Annotated in this window: 17 protein-coding genes; 10 read left to right on the top strand and 7 right to left on the bottom strand. The window is 63.5% G+C overall.

The annotated features are described in order from the left end of the window. A partial coding sequence (locus JAB6_RS16370; RefSeq protein WP_139143406.1) for a type VI secretion system Vgr family protein occupies positions 1 to 635 on the bottom strand: 635 nt, incomplete at its 3' end. Between the two features lie 207 nt (positions 636 to 842). Between JAB6_RS16370 and tal the strand changes: the two genes are divergently transcribed. After that, on the top strand, positions 843 to 1778 hold the full coding sequence (gene tal, locus JAB6_RS16365) for a transaldolase (protein ID WP_034753971.1): 936 nt from the start codon (positions 843 to 845) through the stop codon (positions 1776 to 1778). Between the two features lie 75 nt (positions 1779 to 1853). Here the strand turns inward: tal and JAB6_RS16360 are convergent, their stop codons facing one another. Next, complete coding sequence (locus JAB6_RS16360; protein ID WP_070303644.1) at positions 1854 to 2714, bottom strand: hypothetical protein; 861 nt, start codon at positions 2712 to 2714, stop codon at positions 1854 to 1856. 204 nt (positions 2715 to 2918) lie between these two features. On the opposite strand from JAB6_RS16360, the gene JAB6_RS16355 reads away from it, so the two are divergent. From JAB6_RS16355 to JAB6_RS16345, 3 genes are all read left to right on the top strand, one after another. Next, on the top strand, positions 2919 to 3992 hold the full coding sequence (locus JAB6_RS16355; protein ID WP_070303643.1) for a patatin-like phospholipase family protein: 1074 nt from the start codon (positions 2919 to 2921) through the stop codon (positions 3990 to 3992). A 121-nt stretch (positions 3993 to 4113) separates the two neighbouring features. Then, positions 4114 to 5844 (top strand): methyl-accepting chemotaxis protein, encoded by a 1731-nt coding sequence (locus JAB6_RS16350; protein WP_034753977.1) that lies wholly within the window; start codon positions 4114 to 4116, stop codon positions 5842 to 5844. A 167-nt stretch (positions 5845 to 6011) separates the two neighbouring features. After that, the gene (locus JAB6_RS16345) at positions 6012 to 7187 is read left to right on the top strand and encodes a tetratricopeptide repeat protein (RefSeq protein WP_083292754.1); all 1176 of its coding nucleotides are present in this window, start codon (positions 6012 to 6014) and stop codon (positions 7185 to 7187) included. Here JAB6_RS16345 and hemW read toward each other — a convergent pair. The 3 genes from hemW to rph form a co-directional block, all read right to left on the bottom strand. Beyond that, complete coding sequence (gene hemW / locus JAB6_RS16340) at positions 7184 to 8458, bottom strand: radical SAM family heme chaperone HemW (protein WP_034753981.1); 1275 nt, start codon at positions 8456 to 8458, stop codon at positions 7184 to 7186. The two genes, JAB6_RS16345 and hemW, sit on opposite strands and share 4 nt — an antisense overlap. After that, complete coding sequence (rdgB, locus tag JAB6_RS16335; RefSeq protein ID WP_034753983.1) at positions 8455 to 9039, bottom strand: RdgB/HAM1 family non-canonical purine NTP pyrophosphatase; 585 nt, start codon at positions 9037 to 9039, stop codon at positions 8455 to 8457. Before rdgB ends, hemW begins: the two co-directional genes overlap by 4 nt. A gap of 138 nt (positions 9040 to 9177) precedes the next feature. Then, positions 9178 to 9906, bottom strand: coding sequence for a ribonuclease PH (gene rph, locus JAB6_RS16330; protein WP_070303642.1), 729 nt, complete (start codon positions 9904 to 9906; stop codon positions 9178 to 9180). A 302-nt stretch (positions 9907 to 10208) separates the two neighbouring features. Here rph and JAB6_RS16325 point away from each other — a divergent pair, with 302 nt between their 5' ends. The 4 genes from JAB6_RS16325 to JAB6_RS16310 all read left to right on the top strand — a co-directional run bounded on the left by JAB6_RS16325 (position 10209) and on the right by JAB6_RS16310 (position 14496). Then, positions 10209 to 11099, top strand: a complete 891-nt coding sequence (locus JAB6_RS16325; RefSeq protein WP_034753986.1) for a YicC/YloC family endoribonuclease — start codon at positions 10209 to 10211, stop codon at positions 11097 to 11099. Between the two features lie 135 nt (positions 11100 to 11234). Then, entirely contained in the window at positions 11235 to 11873 is a 639-nt protein-coding gene (gmk, locus tag JAB6_RS16320; protein ID WP_080753685.1) for a guanylate kinase, read from the top strand. Between the two features lie 54 nt (positions 11874 to 11927). After that, positions 11928 to 12131 carry a DNA-directed RNA polymerase subunit omega gene (gene rpoZ, locus JAB6_RS16315; RefSeq protein ID WP_010400723.1) on the top strand — a complete coding sequence of 68 codons (204 nt, stop codon included), beginning with the start codon at positions 11928 to 11930 and terminating at the stop codon, positions 12129 to 12131. An 82-nt stretch (positions 12132 to 12213) separates the two neighbouring features. Beyond that, on the top strand, positions 12214 to 14496 hold the full coding sequence (locus JAB6_RS16310; RefSeq protein WP_070303641.1) for a bifunctional (p)ppGpp synthetase/guanosine-3',5'-bis(diphosphate) 3'-pyrophosphohydrolase: 2283 nt from the start codon (positions 12214 to 12216) through the stop codon (positions 14494 to 14496). Positions 14497 to 14531: 35 nt separating this feature from the next. Here JAB6_RS16310 and JAB6_RS28510 read toward each other — a convergent pair whose 3' ends face one another. Beyond that, entirely contained in the window at positions 14532 to 15188 is a 657-nt protein-coding gene (locus JAB6_RS28510; RefSeq protein ID WP_083292752.1) for a transposase, read from the bottom strand. A 71-nt stretch (positions 15189 to 15259) separates the two neighbouring features. Then, positions 15260 to 15826 (bottom strand): transcription elongation factor GreB, encoded by a 567-nt coding sequence (gene greB / locus JAB6_RS16305; protein ID WP_034753993.1) that lies wholly within the window; start codon positions 15824 to 15826, stop codon positions 15260 to 15262. A gap of 115 nt (positions 15827 to 15941) precedes the next feature. Here greB and JAB6_RS16300 point away from each other — a divergent pair, with 115 nt between their 5' ends. Both JAB6_RS16300 and JAB6_RS16295 read left to right on the top strand, forming a co-directional pair. Continuing rightward, entirely contained in the window at positions 15942 to 16529 is a 588-nt protein-coding gene (locus JAB6_RS16300) for a membrane protein (protein ID WP_034753995.1), read from the top strand. Between the two features lie 17 nt (positions 16530 to 16546). After that, entirely contained in the window at positions 16547 to 18049 is a 1503-nt protein-coding gene (locus tag JAB6_RS16295) for a histidine kinase (protein ID WP_254671649.1), read from the top strand. Positions 18050 to 18063 lie beyond the last annotated feature (14 nt).

Raw genomic sequence — 18063 nt, 5'->3', positions numbered from 1 at the left:
GCGCTGCTGGCGTCCTCGGGCGTGGCGCACACCTGGCTGCTGTCGGCAAAGACGATCATGGCCTGACCGTCAAACCGCCAGGCCAGCCCTTCTTCGGTCAGCAGCCGGCGCACGAAATCGTAGTCCGATTCGCGGTACTGGCAGCAATAGCTGCGCTCGCCCGCTTCCTGCATGAAAGATGCCACCTCGTCGCTCCAGCGCCACAGCGCGTATGGCGCATACGCCTGCAAGACCTCGTCGACGATGGCCGTCACGCTCCTGTCTTGCCAGACGCGGCTGTTACGCGCCTGGGTCAGCAGCCACAGCCATGGGGTGATGCGCAGCCGGTAGCGCGCCAGTCCGCCATTGCTGCCGAGCGTGGCGGCGGCGCTGATGTAGCCGGAAAATAGAGTGCGCGTGCCGTCCGCCAGGCTGACGTGCAGGCTGGCCGGCTGGCCCAGCAGCGACGCCAGCGCCACATGGGCGCTGGTGGACAAGGCGATGATGTCGCGCGCGCCAACCTCCTGCAGCCGTTCGTCGGCGGCAAAGGCTTCGACCAGCAAGCCGCTGTCCTGTCCATCGTCGCCGATGGACAATGCATACAGGCGTGTCGCGCCGTTGAAGGCGGCTACCGCGCTAACGATATCTTGTGTCAAAAGATGCTCTTCATCTGGAGAGTGGCATCGCACATTGCTTATTAAAACAATGTACAAAATAAACAAGTCCAGGCAATTATGCGCGAGTTCTCAAAAAAGCAAGATTCAATTGAGTAAGTAGTGCGTGGGCAAGCCAATAGTCGATGCTTCAGGCAGTGAATTCGGTACAATAGCCCGGCAAGCCCATTCACTCTTTCCCGTGCAGCCATGAACCAACTCGAACAACTGAAGCAATTTACTACCGTGGTGGCCGACACCGGCGACTTCCAATCGATCCAGGCATACACGCCGCGCGATGCGACGACGAATCCGTCGCTGATCCTGAAGGCCGTGCAAAAGGATGAATACAAGCCGCTGCTGGAAAAGGCCGTGCGCGACCATCCGAACGCCTCGACCGCCGAAATCATCGACCGTCTGCTGATCGCCTTTGGCGTGGAAATCCTGCAAACCATCCCCGGCCGCGTCTCGACCGAAGTCGATGCGCGCCTGTCGTTCGACACGGAAGGCACGGTCGCCAAGGGCCGCGACCTGATCGCCTTGTATTCGAATGCCGGCATTCCACGCGAGCGCGTGCTGATCAAGATCGCCTCCACCTGGGAAGGCATCCGCGCCGCCGCCATCCTGGAAAAGGAAGGCATCCGCTGCAACATGACCCTGCTGTTCTCGCTGGCCCAGGCGATTGCCTGCGCCGAAGCGGGCGCCCAGCTCATTTCGCCGTTCGTCGGCCGCATCTACGACTGGTACAAGAAATCGACGGGTATCGATTACATGGGCGCGGAAGATCCGGGCGTGCAATCGGTCCGCCGCATCTACAACTACTACCGCAAGTTCGGCTACAAGACCGAGGTGATGGGCGCGAGCTTCCGCAACACGTCGCAAATCCTCGAACTGGCCGGCTGCGACCTGCTCACCATCAGCCCCGACCTGCTGCAAAAACTGGCCGACAGCGATGCGCCGGTGGAACGCAAGCTGAGCGCCGAAGCGGCGCCATCGACCAACATCGTGCAAATGTCGCTGAACGAAGAAGCGTTCCGCTTCATGATGAATGAAGACGCGATGGCGACGGAAAAACTGGCCGAAGGCATCCGCGCCTTCTGCGTCGATTCCGGCAAGCTGAAACAGATGATCGCGGCGCTGCGTTAATCGCGGTAATCGCGACGGACGAAAAAAAGCGGCGCCGTGCATTGCACGGACGCCGCTTTTTTCATGCCCGTGCGATCAGGAGCAGCGGAACGTGGCCACGCCCTGGTAATTGGCGCCATTCGCCAGCTGCGCCTTGTAGGCGGCGATCAGCAGATAGCCGCCAGCGCCGCCGTCGCCCAGCATCAGCTGCGCGCCCGTGCCGTTCGACAGGTAGCCGCCGGTGATGCTGCTGGAACCTGGCGATGCGATGGTCGTCGAAGCCGATACTTTGCCCGTGCTGCCACCAGCGCTGGCGTCGATGGCCAGCGCTATTTTCGCGCCGGAGGCATCGAAGGACATGCTGGCAGTGCCGCTGGCAGTGCCGAAGTAGCCGCTCGACGAGATGTTCGTACCGCCCGTATAGCTTGGCGCCGTGAACGTGCCGGCATCGCAGGTGAACGTGCCGGTCGCTGGCAATGCGGCGAGCACGTTGTAGGCGACGTAATGCGCGCTGGCATTGTTACCGGTCAACGTCGTGGCACCAGTACTGTTGCTGAACGAGCCCTTGAACCAGCGTCCCTGCGCAAAAGCCGCGTCGCCGCTGATTTCGCGCGTCACGGACGGGTTGCCCGTCAGCACGATGCTGCCGATATTGCTCAAGGCGCCGGAGGTATCTTGGACCAGCAGGCTGGCCTTGCCACTGCTCTGCAAGCCGATAGCCGTAAAGATGAAGCGGCTATTGTCGCCATTGACGAAACGTGCGCTGACGCTACCCGTGTTTTCGCCGGTGGCCGCTGGCACGGCGGGAACGACGGGAACGACGGGCGCCACCGGATCGGCAGGCTTGGCCGTGTTCACGGCAACCGACGTGTCGGATGGGGAAGAAGAACCGCCACCACCGCAAGCGGCAAGCGAAGCGGCGATCAGGGTCAGAACAAAAGCGTGATTCAGTTGCATACGATTCCAATAAAAAAAGCAAGGCATAAGGAATCCTTGGCACATGCCAAAAATTCAACGTCCAATATTATGCAACATTTCTCAAGAGAATGGTTGCCTTAAAGAAATTTATTAATACCAACAATGGGACTATAGCGAGCGCGACTGTGTCGTGGCGCCACGCTGGCGGTAAAATACCTGGCTACAGGCCGCCAACGACTACTCATGCAATCACCGATCACTATCCGCCTGGGCCGCCGCGCCCGGGCGCGCATCGCCGACAACGGGGTGCGCGCCATCGATATCGCCATCGTCCCTGCCGCCGCAGGCGGGCCGAAAGGCTTGATCCTGCACCAGCTCGATTGCTGGCTGTTCGGCCACTTCCTGCCGCAAGCGCCGCGTCCGCGCCAGTTCGTCGGCGCCTCGATCGGCGCCTGGCGCATGGCCTCCGCCGTGTTCCCCGATCCGGTGGCCGCGCAGCGCCGCCTGGTGCGCGAATACGTGGGCCAGCGTTATCCCGACAAACCCGAGGCGGCGCACGTCAGCCGCACCTGCCGCGCCCTGCTCGACGCCGTCCTCGATGGCCAGGATGCGCAGCTGCTGCGGCACGAGCGCCACAGCCTGTCGGTGCTGGCCGTACGCGGCATTGGCGCGCTGGCGCAGCCGGGCAAATGGCGCGACCGGCGCGGCTTCCTGCTGGCGGCCGCCGGCAACGCCGTGGCGCGCGCGCGTCTGGCCGCCTCGCTGGAACGCACCGTGTTCCATGCCGGACCGGACGGCGCCAGCTGGCTGCGTTCGCGCTTCGACGCATTTCATTCCCACTTCGTGCCGCTGGCGCAAGACAACCTGCGCGACGCGCTGCTGGCCTCCGGCTCCATCCCGCTGGTGCTCGACGCGGTCACGGACATCGCCGGCGCGCCCCCCGGGCGCTACTGGGACGGCGGCCTGGTCGACTACCATTTGCACCTGCCCTACCAGCGCGAACCGGACCTCGTGCTGTATCCGCATTTTGCCGACCATATCGTACCGGGCTGGCTGGACAAAGCCATGCCCTGGCGCCGCGCGCGCAGCGGCGATAGCGCACTCGACAACATGATCCTCGTCTCGCCCTCGCCCGCCTTCGTGGCCAGCCTGCCCAATGGAAAACTGCCGGACCGGCGCGACTTCCCCCATTACGGGCAAGACCACGCGGCGCGCATGCGCGACTGGCGCCGCGCCATCGCGGAAAGCGAGCGCATGGCGGCCGCCTTCGCCCGCTGGGCCGAGCAGCCGGACTTGCGCCAGGCGGGCGATCTGTAGCACGGGCGTGGCTGCAACAGACGCCAAAACAAGCGCGCGTTTCGCTCGCCTCTTGGTCACTTCTCAGTGCATACTATGTCGCACAGGCAATTAAATCCCCTCTGCGACAGGAGCTCCAACCATGCACGCCCTCTCCCACCTTCGTATCGGCACGCGCCTGGCTGCAGGCTTCGCGCTGGTGCTGCTGCTGTCCGTGATCTCCACCTCGTACGCGCTGTACAGCGCCCACGTGAATGCCGAAGCGACGCGGCAAATGATGGAAAAACCGCTGGCCAAGGAACGCCTCGTATCGGACTGGTACGTGCTGATCTATTCGGCCATCGCGCGCACCTCGATGATCGCCAAAAGCACGGATGAAACCCTGTCCAGCGTGTTTGCCGACACCATCGCCGACAGCACCAAACAGGGCAGCGAACTGCTGAAGAAAATCGAGGCGCTGCTCGACAGCGACGAAGAAAAAGCCATCTTCAAATCGTCCATCGCCGAGCGCGTCAAGTACCAGGATGCCAAGACCCTGGTGATGAATGCGCGCAAGGCGGGCGACGCGGCGCAGGCGGAAAGCACCTACCGTGACAGCTTCGCGCCGGCCGCCGCCAAATACCAGAACAACGTCAAGGCCCTGCTATCGCAGCAGCGCCAGGCCATCGACGCCACGGCGCAGGCGATCGAGGCGGCCAACGGGCGCAGCTTCACCCTGTTGCTGACCTTGTGCGTGCTGGTGGTGGCGCTGGGCAGCGTCTGCGCCTGGCTGATCACGCGCTCGATCACGCAGCCGTTGAAGGCTGCCGTAAAAGTGGCGGAAACGGTGGCCGACGGCGACTTGCGCACGCATTTCGGCAAGGCCGCCAGCGATGAAATCGGCGACCTGATGCGCGCGCTGCACGGCATGAACGAGGCGCTGCGCAAGGTGGTGTCGGAAGTGCAGACGGGCACCAACGCGATCGCCACGGCATCGGGCGAAATCGCCGCAGGCAACCAGGATTTGTCGGCGCGCACGGAGCAGCAGGCCAGCTCGCTGGAAGAGACGGCGTCGTCGATGGAAGAACTGACCAGCACCGTCAAGCAGAATGCGGACAATGCGCGCCAGGCCAACCAGATGGCGGTGGCCGCGTCCGGCGTGGCCGAACGGGGCGGCAGCATCGTCAGCCAGGTGGTCGATACCATGGGCGCCATCGATACGGCATCGACGAAAATCGTCGACATCATCGGCGTCATCGACGGCATCGCCTTCCAGACGAATATCCTGGCCTTGAACGCGGCCGTCGAAGCGGCGCGCGCCGGCGAGCAGGGACGCGGCTTTGCCGTCGTCGCCACGGAAGTGCGCAGCCTGGCGCAGCGCTCGGCCGCGGCGGCGCGCGAAATCAAGACCCTGATCGGCGACTCGGTGGAACAGGTCAACAATGGCACGCGGCTGGTGCAGCAGGCGGGCAGCACCATGGGTGAAGTGGTCGACAGCGTGCGCAGAGTGACCGACATCATGGCCGAGATCACCGCCGCCAGTGCCGAACAAAGCCTGGGCATCGACCAGGTCAACCAGGCCATCGCGCAGATGGACCAGGTAACGCAGCAAAATGCGGCCCTGGTGGAAGAAGCGGCCGCCGCGGCCGAAAGCATGCAGGACCAGGCCGCGCGCCTGGCGCAAGTGGCGGCCGGCTTCCAGCTCGAACACGTCGTCGCGGCGGCGCCCGTGCGCGCCGCGCGGCCGGCAAAGGCCGCCATTGCCAGCACGCAAAAACTCGCGCCACGCCAGTCCCAGGCCACGGCCGGCAAGCCGGCAGCACCCAAGGCAGCCGGTGCGGCGGCGCACAAAACGCCATCGCACATCGCCGGCGACGACTGGGAGGAATTTTAAGCCAGGGGGTTCAAGCCCGGTTTTCAAGCACAGTTTCAAGCGCCGTGCCGGCGGCGGCAAGGCGCTTGAAACTATTTGACAGCGGCGCCAGGCGCGCCGATACTGGTTTCAGGTGGGACTGGCGCGCCACCGCGACATGAGACAGCCGGCGCCTCCAGGGAGAGACCATGCGCCCCCATCTTGTTTCCGCCCCTTGCTTCAAGCACCTGGGCGCCGCCCTGCTCTGCTGTGTTTTGGCGGCCTGCAGCGTCGCACCGCCTGCCAGCCTGCCCCCCATCTTCAACGACAGCGATTTCGCCCCGGCCGCCGCCATCGACGCCAGCCAGGTCTTTGCCATCGACGAGCCCATGCGCCAGTATGTGCGCACACAAGTGCGGCGCGAGGCGCGCAACAAGAACGACCGCGCGGCCCTGTATGACGCCCTGTACGACAAGAGCAGGCTGAAACTCGAATACGATGCGGCCATGACGCGCAATGCGCGCGAAACGTTCGCGGCGCGCCAGGGCAACTGCCTGTCGCTGGTGATCATGACGGCGGCGCTGGCGCATGAAATGGGCTTGCAGGTGCGCTACCAGGAGGTGCTCGGTGAAGAAAGCTGGAGCCGCAGCGGCGACATGTATTTTGTCGCCGGCCACGTCAACCTGGTACTGGGCCAGCGGCTGGACGACAAATCCGGCAGGTACGATGCCAAGGGCATGATGGTGATCGATTTCCTGCCGTCCGCGGAGATGGGCAGCTATCGCACGCGGGAACTCGACGAAGCAACCGTGCTCGCCATGTACATGAACAACCGAGCCGCCGAAAGCATGAGCGAAGGCCAGCTGGACCAGGCGTATTGGTGGGCCCGGGCAGCGCTGCTGCAGGACCCCTCGTTCACCGGCGCCTACAACACCCTGGGCGTGGTCCAGTTCCGCCATGGCAACCTGGCGCAAGCGCGGCGCACGTTCGCCCATGCGCTGACGCGCGCGCCGGACAACACGGTGCTGCTGTCGAACCTGGCGCAGGCGCTGGAAGCGTCCGGCCTGCAGAATGAAGCGCTGCCGCTGCGCCGGCGCCTGCTGGCGCTGCAGCCGCAGCCGCCTTTCCACTACTTCAACCTGGGCAAGGCGGCCATGCAGCAAAATGATTACGTGCGGGCGATACAGCTGTTTTCACGTGAAATCGCGCGCGACCCGTACTACCACGAGTTCCACTTCTGGCTGGCGCAAGCCTATGCGCGCCTGGGCCAGCTGGAGCAGGCCGGCAAGCAGCTGGAACTGGCGATGAGCAGCAGCACCACGCGCAGCGACCACACGCTCTATGCGGCCAAGCTGCAGCGCCTGCGCGCCGTCACCACGCATTAATCTTCCAGGAACATCTGCTGCAGGTCGTTCAGGAAGCACAATCCCCGTTCCGTCGGGCGGATGACCTGGTGGTCGCGGTACAGCAAGCCTTTCGCTTCGGCCGCATTCAGTGGCTGCTCGATGGCGTTGAGGGCCAGGCCCGTGCGCTCGGCGAACAGGTTCGGCGCAAAACCCTGCGTCAGGCGCAGGGTATTGAGCATGAATTCAAAACCCATTTCCTCGCGCGCCAGTTCGCGCTCTTCCTGCACCGGGTTGCCGGCCAGTACCGCGTCCATGTAGGCGCGCGGCTGCTTGTAGCGGGCCTGGCGCAGCACACGGTGCGGGAACGATATCTTCGAATGCGCACCCGCGCCAATGCCGAGATAATCGCCGAATTCCCAGTAATTGCGGTTGTGCTTTGCCTGGCGGCCCGGCTGAGCATAGGCCGACACTTCATAGCGGCCGTAGCCAGCCTGCGCGGCGCGCGCGGCCACCATGTCGGCAATGTCGGCGCTCTCGTCGTCGTCCGGCAGCACGGGCGGATACTTGGCGAACAAGGTGTTCGGCTCCAGCGTCAGGTGGTACAGCGACAGGTGCGGCGGCGCGAACGACAGCGCCGTTTCCAGGTCCTGCCGCGCCTCGTCCAGCGTCTGCGTGGGCAGCGCGTACATCAGGTCGAGATTGAAATTGTCGAAATTGGCATGCGCGATCTCCACCGCGCGGCGTGCCTCGTTGTCGTCGTGGATGCGCCCCAGCGCCTGCAAATGGCGGCCATTGAAGCTCTGGATGCCGATCGACAGGCGGTTGATGCCGCTGGCCCGGTAGGACTTGAATTTTTCCGCTTCAAAGGTGCCCGGATTGGCTTCCATGGTGATTTCGCAATCGGGCTCCAGTGGCAGCAGGGTGCGCACGTCCGACATCAGCCGGTCCAGGCCCGCCGCCGACATCAGGCTGGGCGTGCCGCCGCCGATGAAAATCGTATGGATCTTGCGGCCCCAGATCAGCGGCAGCGCCATTTCCAGGTCCAGCCGCAGGGCCGCCAGGTATTCGGCTTCCGGCAAGTCGCCGCGCACCTCGTGCGAATTGAAGTCGCAATACGGGCATTTTTTCACGCACCACGGGAAATGGATGTACAGCGACAGCGGCGGCAGGGCCGTCAGGTTCAGCGCGCCCGGCTGCAGGTATTTCAGGGCCGCCCCGGCCGCGCCGGAAATGCCTTCCTGCGGCGCGGGAGCGGCGCCGGGCTTGGCTGCCGACTTGGCAACGGCGCCCACCAGTTTGATCGGGATCATCGCAGCTTTTCCACCAGCGCGCGCAGGGCCTGGCCACGGTGCGACAGCGCGTTCTTTTCATCGGACGTCAGTTCGGCCGCGCACTTGCCCAGCGCGGGAAGGAAGAAATGCGGATCGTAGCCGAAGCCGCCGTTACCGCGCGGCGTGGCGATCATCTCGCCATTCCAGCGGCCGTCGGCGATCACGGGCTGCGGGTCGTCCGCATGGCGCACGTACACCAGCACGCAGTAGTAATACGCGGATTTGTCGGCATGCGCCTCGAGGTCCGCGATCAGCTTGGCGCTGTTGGCCGCATCCGATTTCGGCTCGCCCGCATAGCGCGCCGAGTACACGCCCGGCGCGCCGCCGAGCGCATTGACGCACACGCCGGAATCGTCGGCCAGCGCCGGCAAGCCCGTCAGGCGCGATGCGTGGCGCGCCTTCTGCAGGGCGTTTTCAACGAAGGTGTGGAACGGCTCGTCGCTTTCCGGGACGTCATACTCGCCCTGGGCGTGGACGGAAAAACCGATGGTCGAGAGCAGCTCGTTGAATTCCTTGAGCTTGCCGGCGTTGTTGGAGGCGAGGATGAGGCGTTGAGTCATGTCAGTAGTCCGGTTGAAGTGCCGACATTGTAAACCTTTTGCGCTCCCCTCACCTTGGCCCACCGCCGCGCTCAACGGCGGCAAAAACGGGTTTGTTGCCCGGCGCGGCGGGCGGCGATGTGTAAATCTGTGTAAAGATTAAATGCCGAGGGCTTGCTTCTGCATGGCGATCAGATCGGCGATGCCGCCCTGTGCCAGGTCCAGCAAGCGGTTCATGCCGGCGCGGTCGAAAGCGGCGCCTTCTGCCGTGCCCTGCACTTCGATGAAGTGGCCCGCTTCCGTCATCACCACGTTCATGTCCGTGTCGCAGCCCGAGTCTTCCACGTAGTCGAGGTCCAGCACCGGCATGCCCTGGTAGACGCCCACCGAGATGGCGGCGACAAAGCTTTTCACGGGAATGGCGGTGATCGCGCCGCGTGCCTGCAACTGGGAAAACGCATCATACGCGGCCACCATGGCGCCCGTGATCGAAGCCGTGCGCGTGCCGCCGTCAGCCTGGATCACGTCGCAATCGAGGTGCAGGGTGCGTTCGCCGAACGCCTGCAAATCGAAGGCGGCGCGCAGCGAGCGGCCGATCAGGCGCTGGATTTCCTGCGTGCGGCCCGACTGCTTGCCGCGCGCCGCTTCGCGGTCCATGCGCGTATGCGTCGAGCGGGGCAGCATGCCGTACTCGGCCGTCAACCAGCCCTGGCCCTTGCCCTTCAGGAAACCCGGCACCTTGTCTTCGATGCTGGCGGTGCAGATGACCTTGGTGTCGCCGCACTCGATCAGCACCGAGCCTTCGGCATGCTTGGTGTACTGGCGGGTGATGCGGATGGCGCGCAGCGCATCGACGGCGCGGCCGCTCGGGCGGGATTCGAATGTCATGGGGATGTCCTGTGTGATTGGGGTTGCGGCAGCGATTCTACCACCGCGCGCCCGTCTATTTGCGGCCATGCAACAGCGCAAGGCGCAATGGCGGGCGGCGCACACATGATCCATACAATCCTGCCCCGCCAAACACAATTTTCTTTACAATGCCGTAAAACGCACACTATTCAGCAATTTCCAGGCCATCGAGCACTTCGGTCCTGTTTTGCGGCGCGGGCGGTATTGCCTGCGCTGGCTGATTAAGTGTATAAGTGACTGTATACAAGACCAAATCGGGGAATCCTTTGAGCATTTCAAGCATGACAGGCTACGCGGTTGCCACCAGCGAAGGTGCTGCAGGCACACTGACAATTGAAATCAAGAGCGTCAACTCACGCTTTCTCGACCTGCAATTCCGGATCAACGACGATCTGCGGGCCCTGGAGCCTGATTTGCGCGCCGCCGTCATGTCCGCCATCACGCGCGGCAAAGTCGAGGTACGCCTGAGCTTTGGCCGCAAGGCCGCAACGGCCGGCACGCAGGCGCTGAACCTGCCCCTGCTGACCGAACTGGCGCGCCTGCAAAACGAAGTGGGCCAGCATTTTGTCTCCGCGCCCGTCATGACGGTGGCCGAACTGCTGCGCTGGCCTGGCGTCATCGAAGAAGCGCAAGTGGGACAGGAATCCTTGCAGGCGGACGTGGGCGCGCTGACCAAGCGCACCGTGGCCGCTTTCGTCGACAGCCGCAAGCGCGAAGGCGCGGCGCTCGAAGCCGTGCTCGTGTCGCGCATCGAAGCGATGGAAGCCATCGTCAAGCGCATCACGCCATTGATACCGCAAGTGGTGGCGGCCTTCCAGCAAAAAGCCATCGAGCGCATGCAGGACGCGCTGGGTCTGGCCAGCCAGGGTTCGAATTCGGCCCTGTCGCGCCAGGACGCCATGGAGCGCATCCGCCAGGAAGTGATCTTGTACGGCATCCGCATCGACGTATCGGAAGAACTGGCGCGCCTGTCGGCCCACCTGGGCGAAACGCGCCACATCCTCACCAAGGGCGGGCAAGTGGGCAAGCGCCTCGACTTCATGATGCAGGAACTGAACCGCGAAGCCAATACCCTGGGCGCCAAGGCGTCCGTCAAGGAACTGGCCGACGCCTCGATGGACTTGAAGCTGCTGATCGAGCAGATGCGCGAACAGGTGCAGAACCTGGAATAAGGGCCAGCCTGGCCAGGCATCCTCCATGCCGGCCGCTTTGGGACTGGCTCGCCGCCTTGCCTCTTGGTAAAATAGCGGATTGGGCGCCGCTTGCGCGAGCATCGGCGCCAACAACACGATTATTGAAAGATCCGCATGAGCCACCCTACCGCCTTCTCCGGCAGCCTGTTCGTGGTTGCCGCGCCATCGGGCGCCGGCAAATCGACACTGGTCAATGCATTGCTGGCGCAAGAGCCCGGCATCAAATTGTCGATCTCGACCACCACGCGCGCGCCCCGTCCGGGCGAGCAGCATGGCCGCGAGTACTATTTCACGACGGCGGAAGACTTTGTCGCGCGCGCCGACCAGGGCGAATTCCTGGAATGGGCGGAAGTGCATGGCAATTACTACGGCACCTCGCGCATCATGGTGGAACAGCAAATGGCCGCCGGCACCGACATCCTGCTGGAAATCGACTGGCAGGGCGCGCGCCAGGTGCGCAAGCAATTCCCCCGCGCGGCCGGCATTTTCATCCTGCCGCCGTCGATCGATGCGCTGGAAGAACGCTTGAACAAGCGCGGCCAGGACGAGCCGCACGTGATCACGCGCCGCCTGCTGGCGGCCGGCGGCGAAATCGCACACGCTCCCGAGTTCGAGTATGTTATTATCAATGAAGAGTTTACGGTCGCTTTGTCCGAACTGAGCGCGATCGTGAGAGCGGCCCGTTGCCGGTTTGCGCAACAAGCGGCCCGCAACGCATCGCTATTCGCCCAGCTGGGCCTGCACGCAGAATAATCGTCTCTGCACGCCAGTTCACACAGCACCACGCACACAAATTTAGGAGTTACTATGGCCCGTATCACAATCGAAGATTGCCTGAAGCAGATCCCTAACCGTTTCCAGCTGACCCTGGCTGCGACCTATCGCGCACGTCAGTTGTTGCAAGGCCACACCCCTAAGGTGGAAGCCAAGGACAAGCCTACCGTTGTCGCACTGCGTGAAATCGCTGCCGGTAAAGTCGGCATCGAAATGCTGAAAAAGGTCCCGATGTAATTGGGAACCCGCGTGCCGGAACAGTGCTGACCCCTGGTTCTACCGTATCCTTTATTCACACTGTGAAGCAACGCGACGTTTTATGAGTCTGACCCCAGCCGACACGACTTCCGCAGCACTGCCGCCCCTGGCCCCGCGCCAGGCGGCAAAACCGCAGGGCGCTTCCGCGCCCGGCACCGGCACGTCCGGCAGCAACACCCCCGCAGCACCGCCAGCGCCCGCCCTCGGCGTGGCCTCCGTCAGCCATCTGGCCGACAAGCTGGCCGAATACCTGTCTCCCGCCGACCTGAAGAAAGTCAAGGAAGCCTACCGCTTCTCCGACGAAATGCACCTGGGCCAGATGCGCCGCTCGGGCGAGCCGTATATCTCGCATCCGATCGCCGTCGCCGAAATCTGCGCCGACTGGAAGCTCGACGCGCAAGCCATCATGGCCGCCCTGCTGCATGACGTGATGGAAGACCAGGACGTCAAGAAGGATGAATTGATCGAGCGCTTCGGCGCACCGGTGGCGCACCTGGTCGATGGCCTGTCGAAACTGGAAAAGATCGAATTCCAGAGCCAGATCGAAGCACAGGCGGAAAACTTCCGCAAGATGCTGCTGGCCATGGCGTCCGACGTGCGCGTGATCCTGATCAAGCTGGCCGACCGCCTGCACAATATGCGCACGCTGGACTTCATGACGGCGGCGAAAAAGCGCCGCATCGCCAGCGAGACCATGGAAGTGTACGTGCCGATCGCACACCGCCTCGGCCTGAACAACATCTACCACGAGCTGCAGGACCTGTCGTTCTCGCACCTGTACCCGATGCGCTACCGCACCCTGGCGAAAGCTGTCAAGGCGGCGCGCGGCAACCGGCGCGAAGTGGTCAACAAGATCATGGAAGCGGTGAAAAGCACCTTGTCCATGGCCGAGCTCGAGGCCGACGTCACGGGCCGCGAAAAGACCCTGTACGACATCTATAAAAAGATGCGCAGCAAGCATTTGTCGTTCTCGCAAGTGCTGGACGTGTACGGCTTCCGCGTGGTGGTGGGCAGTTTTGCCGACTGTTACGTGACCCTGGGCACCCTGCACAGCCTGTACAAGCCCATGCCGGGCAAGTTCAAGGATTACATCGCGATCCGCAAGCTGAACGGCTACCAGTCGCTGCACACGACCGTCATCGGCCCGTACGGCACGCCCGTGGAATTCCAGATCCGCACGCAGGAAATGCACCGCACGGCCGAATCGGGCGTGGCGGCGCACTGGCTCTACAAGAGCGGCGAATCGAACCCGTCCGACCTGCAGCAGCGCACCCATGCGTGGCTGCAATCCTTGCTCGACATCCAGCAGCAGACGGGCGACTCGGCCGAATTCCTCGAACACGTCAAGGTCGACCTGTTCCCCGATTCCGTCTACGTGTTTACGCCGAAGTCGAAGATCATCGCCCTGCCTCGCGGCGCCACGGCCATCGACTTCGCCTACTCGATCCACACGGGCATCGGCGACCAGACCGTAGCCGTCAAGATCAACAACGAAACCTCGCCCCTGCGCACCGAGCTGCACAATGGCGACATCGTGGAAATCATCACCGATTCTTCGTCGCGCCCCAGCCCGACGTGGCTGTCGTTCGTGCGCACCGGCAAGGCCCGTTCGGCCATCCGCCACCATCTGCGCACGATCAACCTGCCCGAATCGATCGCCCTGGGCCAGCAACTGCTGTCGCAGGCGCTGCACACCCTGAACATCGACGCCGACCTGCAAGCACCGCTGGTCGAACGCCTGCTCAACGAATCGAGCGCCAATTCCATGGACGAGCTGTACGCGGACATCGGCATCGGCAAACGCATGGCTACCCTGGTGGCGCGCCATATCTTCGGCTTGATCGGCGGCGAAGCGGCCAGCATGCCCGTGGAACACAACAGCGGCAGCGAGCTCGACCCCGTCACCATCTGCGGCAGCGAAGGCGTCTCCGTGCAACTGGCGCCATGCTGTTTGCCGATCCCTGGCGACCAGATCATCGGCCAGCTGCGCCGCGACCAGGGCTTGCTCGTGCACACGAGCGACTGCTCGCAAGCGAAACGCCAGCGCGCCAAGGAACCGGACCGCTGGATCGCCGTGCGCTGGGGAACCGAACTGAACCGCCGTTTCGACTGCCGCATCAAGGTGCTGATCAACAGCGAGCGGGGCATCCTGGCACGCGTGGCCGCCGAAATCGGCGAATCCGACGCCAATATCATCTATGTGGGCATGGACGAAGACAAGGACAACGTCCTCGACCAGCTGCGCTTCACCGTGCAAGTCAAGGACCGGGTCCACCTGGCCGCCCTGCTGCGCAATGTACGCAGAGTGGCCGGCGTGAACCGCATCCTGCGCGAACGTAACTAGCCCTGGGGTCAGACCCGCCGGGTCTGACCCCAAGCTTACGCCTGCGGCTGATCTCCGCGTTCTGCAACATGTCGCAAAAAATCCTGATCACCAAGTGCAAATTCGGCATTGATACTGGCGCGCAACTGACTCAAATCTCTCAACGACCAATCCCGTTGAAAAAGTTCACGATAGGCAGCCTGTGCTTCCACCTGACTTCCCCCCAAACGCCAATACAGCGGATGTGCAGTTACCAGGCTATCAAGCTCGCCACACGCGTTACAGCGATAGCTGGACCAACGATACGCTCCTGGCAAGTCAACCATCCCAGCACGAACCGGATTGAGTTCGATATAACGCTGACAAACCAGTAGGTATAACTCATCTTGCACCAGGCAAGACTTATAACGGCCATCCCATATGCTTCCAGTCCTTCCGTAACGCCAATTGAAGTATTGCGCATACCGCTGCGCAAGCGATTTCATTAAACCAGAGGGAATAGTGGAAGTGTCTGCTGACAACAGCAAATGCACATGATTTGTCATGAGTACATAAGCATGGATTCTGCATGGATTCGCTTGCAACGCCTGGCTCAAATAAGACAAATATCGCAGGTAATCATCGGCATCAAGGAAACATGCTTGCCTGTCCGCCCCTCGCTGCACCACATGCAAGGGCATTCCAGGCAAAAACAAGCGCGCGGTGCGAGCCATGGCAGCTCCTCACAAAAAAGGAGCTTTCATTTTGGCGGAACACGCCGCTTGCCACCCTGCGTCACCGCAAACTACCCCTCCCCCGGCGCCGGATACGTCACTTCCAGCAATTCCAGTTCCTGCTCGCCCAGCGGCGTGGTGAGAGTGATCACGTCGCCTTCGCGCGCCTTGGTGATGGTGCGGGCCATGGGCGAGACCCAGCTGATCTTGCCGTTCAGGGGATCGAACTCGTCGATGCCGACGATGGTGATGGTGTGCGTTTCGCCATCTTCCGTGCGATATTTGACGGTGGCGCCAAAGAACACCTGGTCGTTGCCATGGTGCACGCTGGGGTCGACGATGGCGGCCAGGTCCATGCGCTTGGTGAGGAAGCGGATGCGGCGGTCGATTTCGCGCAGTCGCCGCTTGCCGTAGATATAGTCGCCATTTTCCGAACGGTCGCCATTCGACGCCGCCCAATGGACGATGCGCACCACTTCCGGACGGTCGACGTCGATCAGCTGCAGCAGCTCTTCCTTGATGCGCTGGTAACCGGCCGGCGTGATGTAGTTCTTGGCGCCGGCGGGAATGGCCAGCGCCAGCGCGGCCGCTTCTTCATCGTCGTCGTTGTCGGATTCTTTTACAAAGGCTTTATTCATCTGTCTATTGTAGCCCCGCCAGGGAGCCGCGGGCACACGGGATACGGGGGCAAGCGGGCTTTTTTGACGTATCATCGTGGCAATCGCGGCAAACCTGCGCCGCACACGGAGACGGATGAAAAAATTCTACAGAGTCAGGCGCTGGCTGTTCGCGCCGCTGGTCTACCTGGCCGCCATCTTCCTGCTGATCGAGGAATGGCTGTGGGCGACCGGGGCCCGCATCATGCAGGTGATCGCGCAATTTCCGCCCCTGCATGCACTCGAAGCGTGGATCAAGCGCCTGCCGCCGTACTGGGCACTGGCCATCTTCGTGCTGCCGGCCGTGCTGCTGTTTCCCGTCAAGCTGCTGGCCCTGCTGGCGATCGCGCGCGGCCATGCGTTTTCCGGCATCGGCGTGATTGTCATCGCCAAGCTGGGCGGCGCGGCCGCCGTGGCGCGCCTGTACAGCCTGACGCGCCCTACCCTGTTGAGTTTGCCATGGTTTGCGCGCTGGCATGGATTGTTCATGGAAACCAAGGACCGCTGGATCGCCCGCCTGCGCGCCACGCGGCCATGGCGGCGGGTCAGTCGCCTGTCGGCCGCGCTGGGCCGCGCCCGCCGTGCCTGGTGGCAGCGCTTGCGCAAGGGCACGCCAGGGCGCCATAATTCGCGCCCTGCCAGGGTCCTGCGCCGCTTCGCCGCCTTCTGGCGCGCCCGCCGCTGATGAAGAAAGCCAACTCCATGCACGACACTCCCCGGCTGGCCCCCGCCATGCGCGCGGCGGCGCCGGAAATCTACCTGTACGACGCGGCCAGCTTGCAATTGCTGGACGCCAACGATGCCGCCTGCGACAACTTGCAGTACGCACGCAAGGAATTGCTGGCGATGACGCCCTTCACGCTGGCGCCGCAGCTCGACGCGCAGCAACTGGCCGCCGTGCTGGCCACCCTGGACGACAGCATCGGCGCGCAAGCCCGGCTGCACGTGCAGCAGCGCCGCCGCGACGGCAGCCTGTATTCGCTCAGCCTGCAGTTGTCGCGCGCCCACCGCCACGGCCGCGCACTGCTGCTGGCCGAAGGCGAAGACTTGCGCACGCCGCAGGCGACGGCCGCCGCCCTGGCGCAGGTGCAGTCGCGCTTCAACGCCATCGTCTCGAATACGCCGGGCCTCGTGTACCAGTTCTGCCTGCATCCGGATGGACGGGCGTCCTTTGCCTACCTGAGCGACGGCTGCCAAGCCCTGCTGGGCCTAAGCCCGGCACTGCTGCACGCGCGCCCGGAACTGTTTTACCAGTTGATCCTCGCCGACGACCGCGCCTCGTATCTGGAATCGATGCAGGCCTCAAAAAACGCCTTGTGGAGCTGGAACTGGGAAGGCCGCATCTGGATCGACGCCTGGAAGGACGTCAAATGGATCAACCTGCGCTCCACGCCGCGCGCGCTGGCCGACGGCACGGTGCAGTGGGAAGGCATCATGACGAACATCACGGAAAGCCGGCTCGAACAGATTGAAGTGCGCCAGTCGCGCGCCCGTCTGGCCGAGCTGACTGCGCATATCGACAAGGTCAAGGAACACGAACGCACGCGCCTGGCGCGCGAACTGCACGATGACCTGGGCGGCAACTTGACGGCCATCAAGATGGCCTTGGCCATGCTGGCGCGCCGCCTGCCGCCGGACGACCCGCAATTGCAGGAAAAGGCCGACTATGTCGACGCCCTGGTCGACCGCAGCATCGACGCCGTGCACCGCATTTCGCTGGACTTGCGCCCGTCCATGCTGGACCTGGGCCTGGTCGCCGCGCTGGACTGGCAAGTCAAGGAATTCGCGCGCCAGGCAGGCATCGAATGCCAGTTCATTTCGAACCGCCAGCACATCGACCTCGAGCTGGACCAGGCGACGAGCCTGTTCCGCATCGCCCAGGAGGCGCTGACGAATATCGCCAAGCATGCGCAGGCGAGCAAGGTCAGCGTGCGCCTGGCCCGGCAGCGCCAGCATATCAGCCTGTCGATCGCCGACAATGGCGTCGGCATGCGCCTGTCCGACCGCGCCAAGCCGCAGTCGTTCGGCATCCGCGGCATGGCCGAACGGGCCAGCGCGCTGGGCGGCACCTTGAGCCTGATGGATGGGCCGGATGGCGGCACCATCCTGAGCATAAAAATCCGGCTGACCACGGCGCGAGAGGCGATAATAGCGGCTGCAGCCAGTGCGCCAGCGCACAGCGGGCCGCCGCCAGACGCGGCCTAGTGGGTGAATTAGAT

It is taken from the genome of Janthinobacterium sp. HH104, from assembly GCF_001758715.1.
GTDB lineage: Bacteria > Pseudomonadota > Gammaproteobacteria > Burkholderiales > Burkholderiaceae_D > Janthinobacterium > Janthinobacterium aestuarii.
This window is presented reverse-complemented; position numbering and strand designations above follow the sequence as displayed.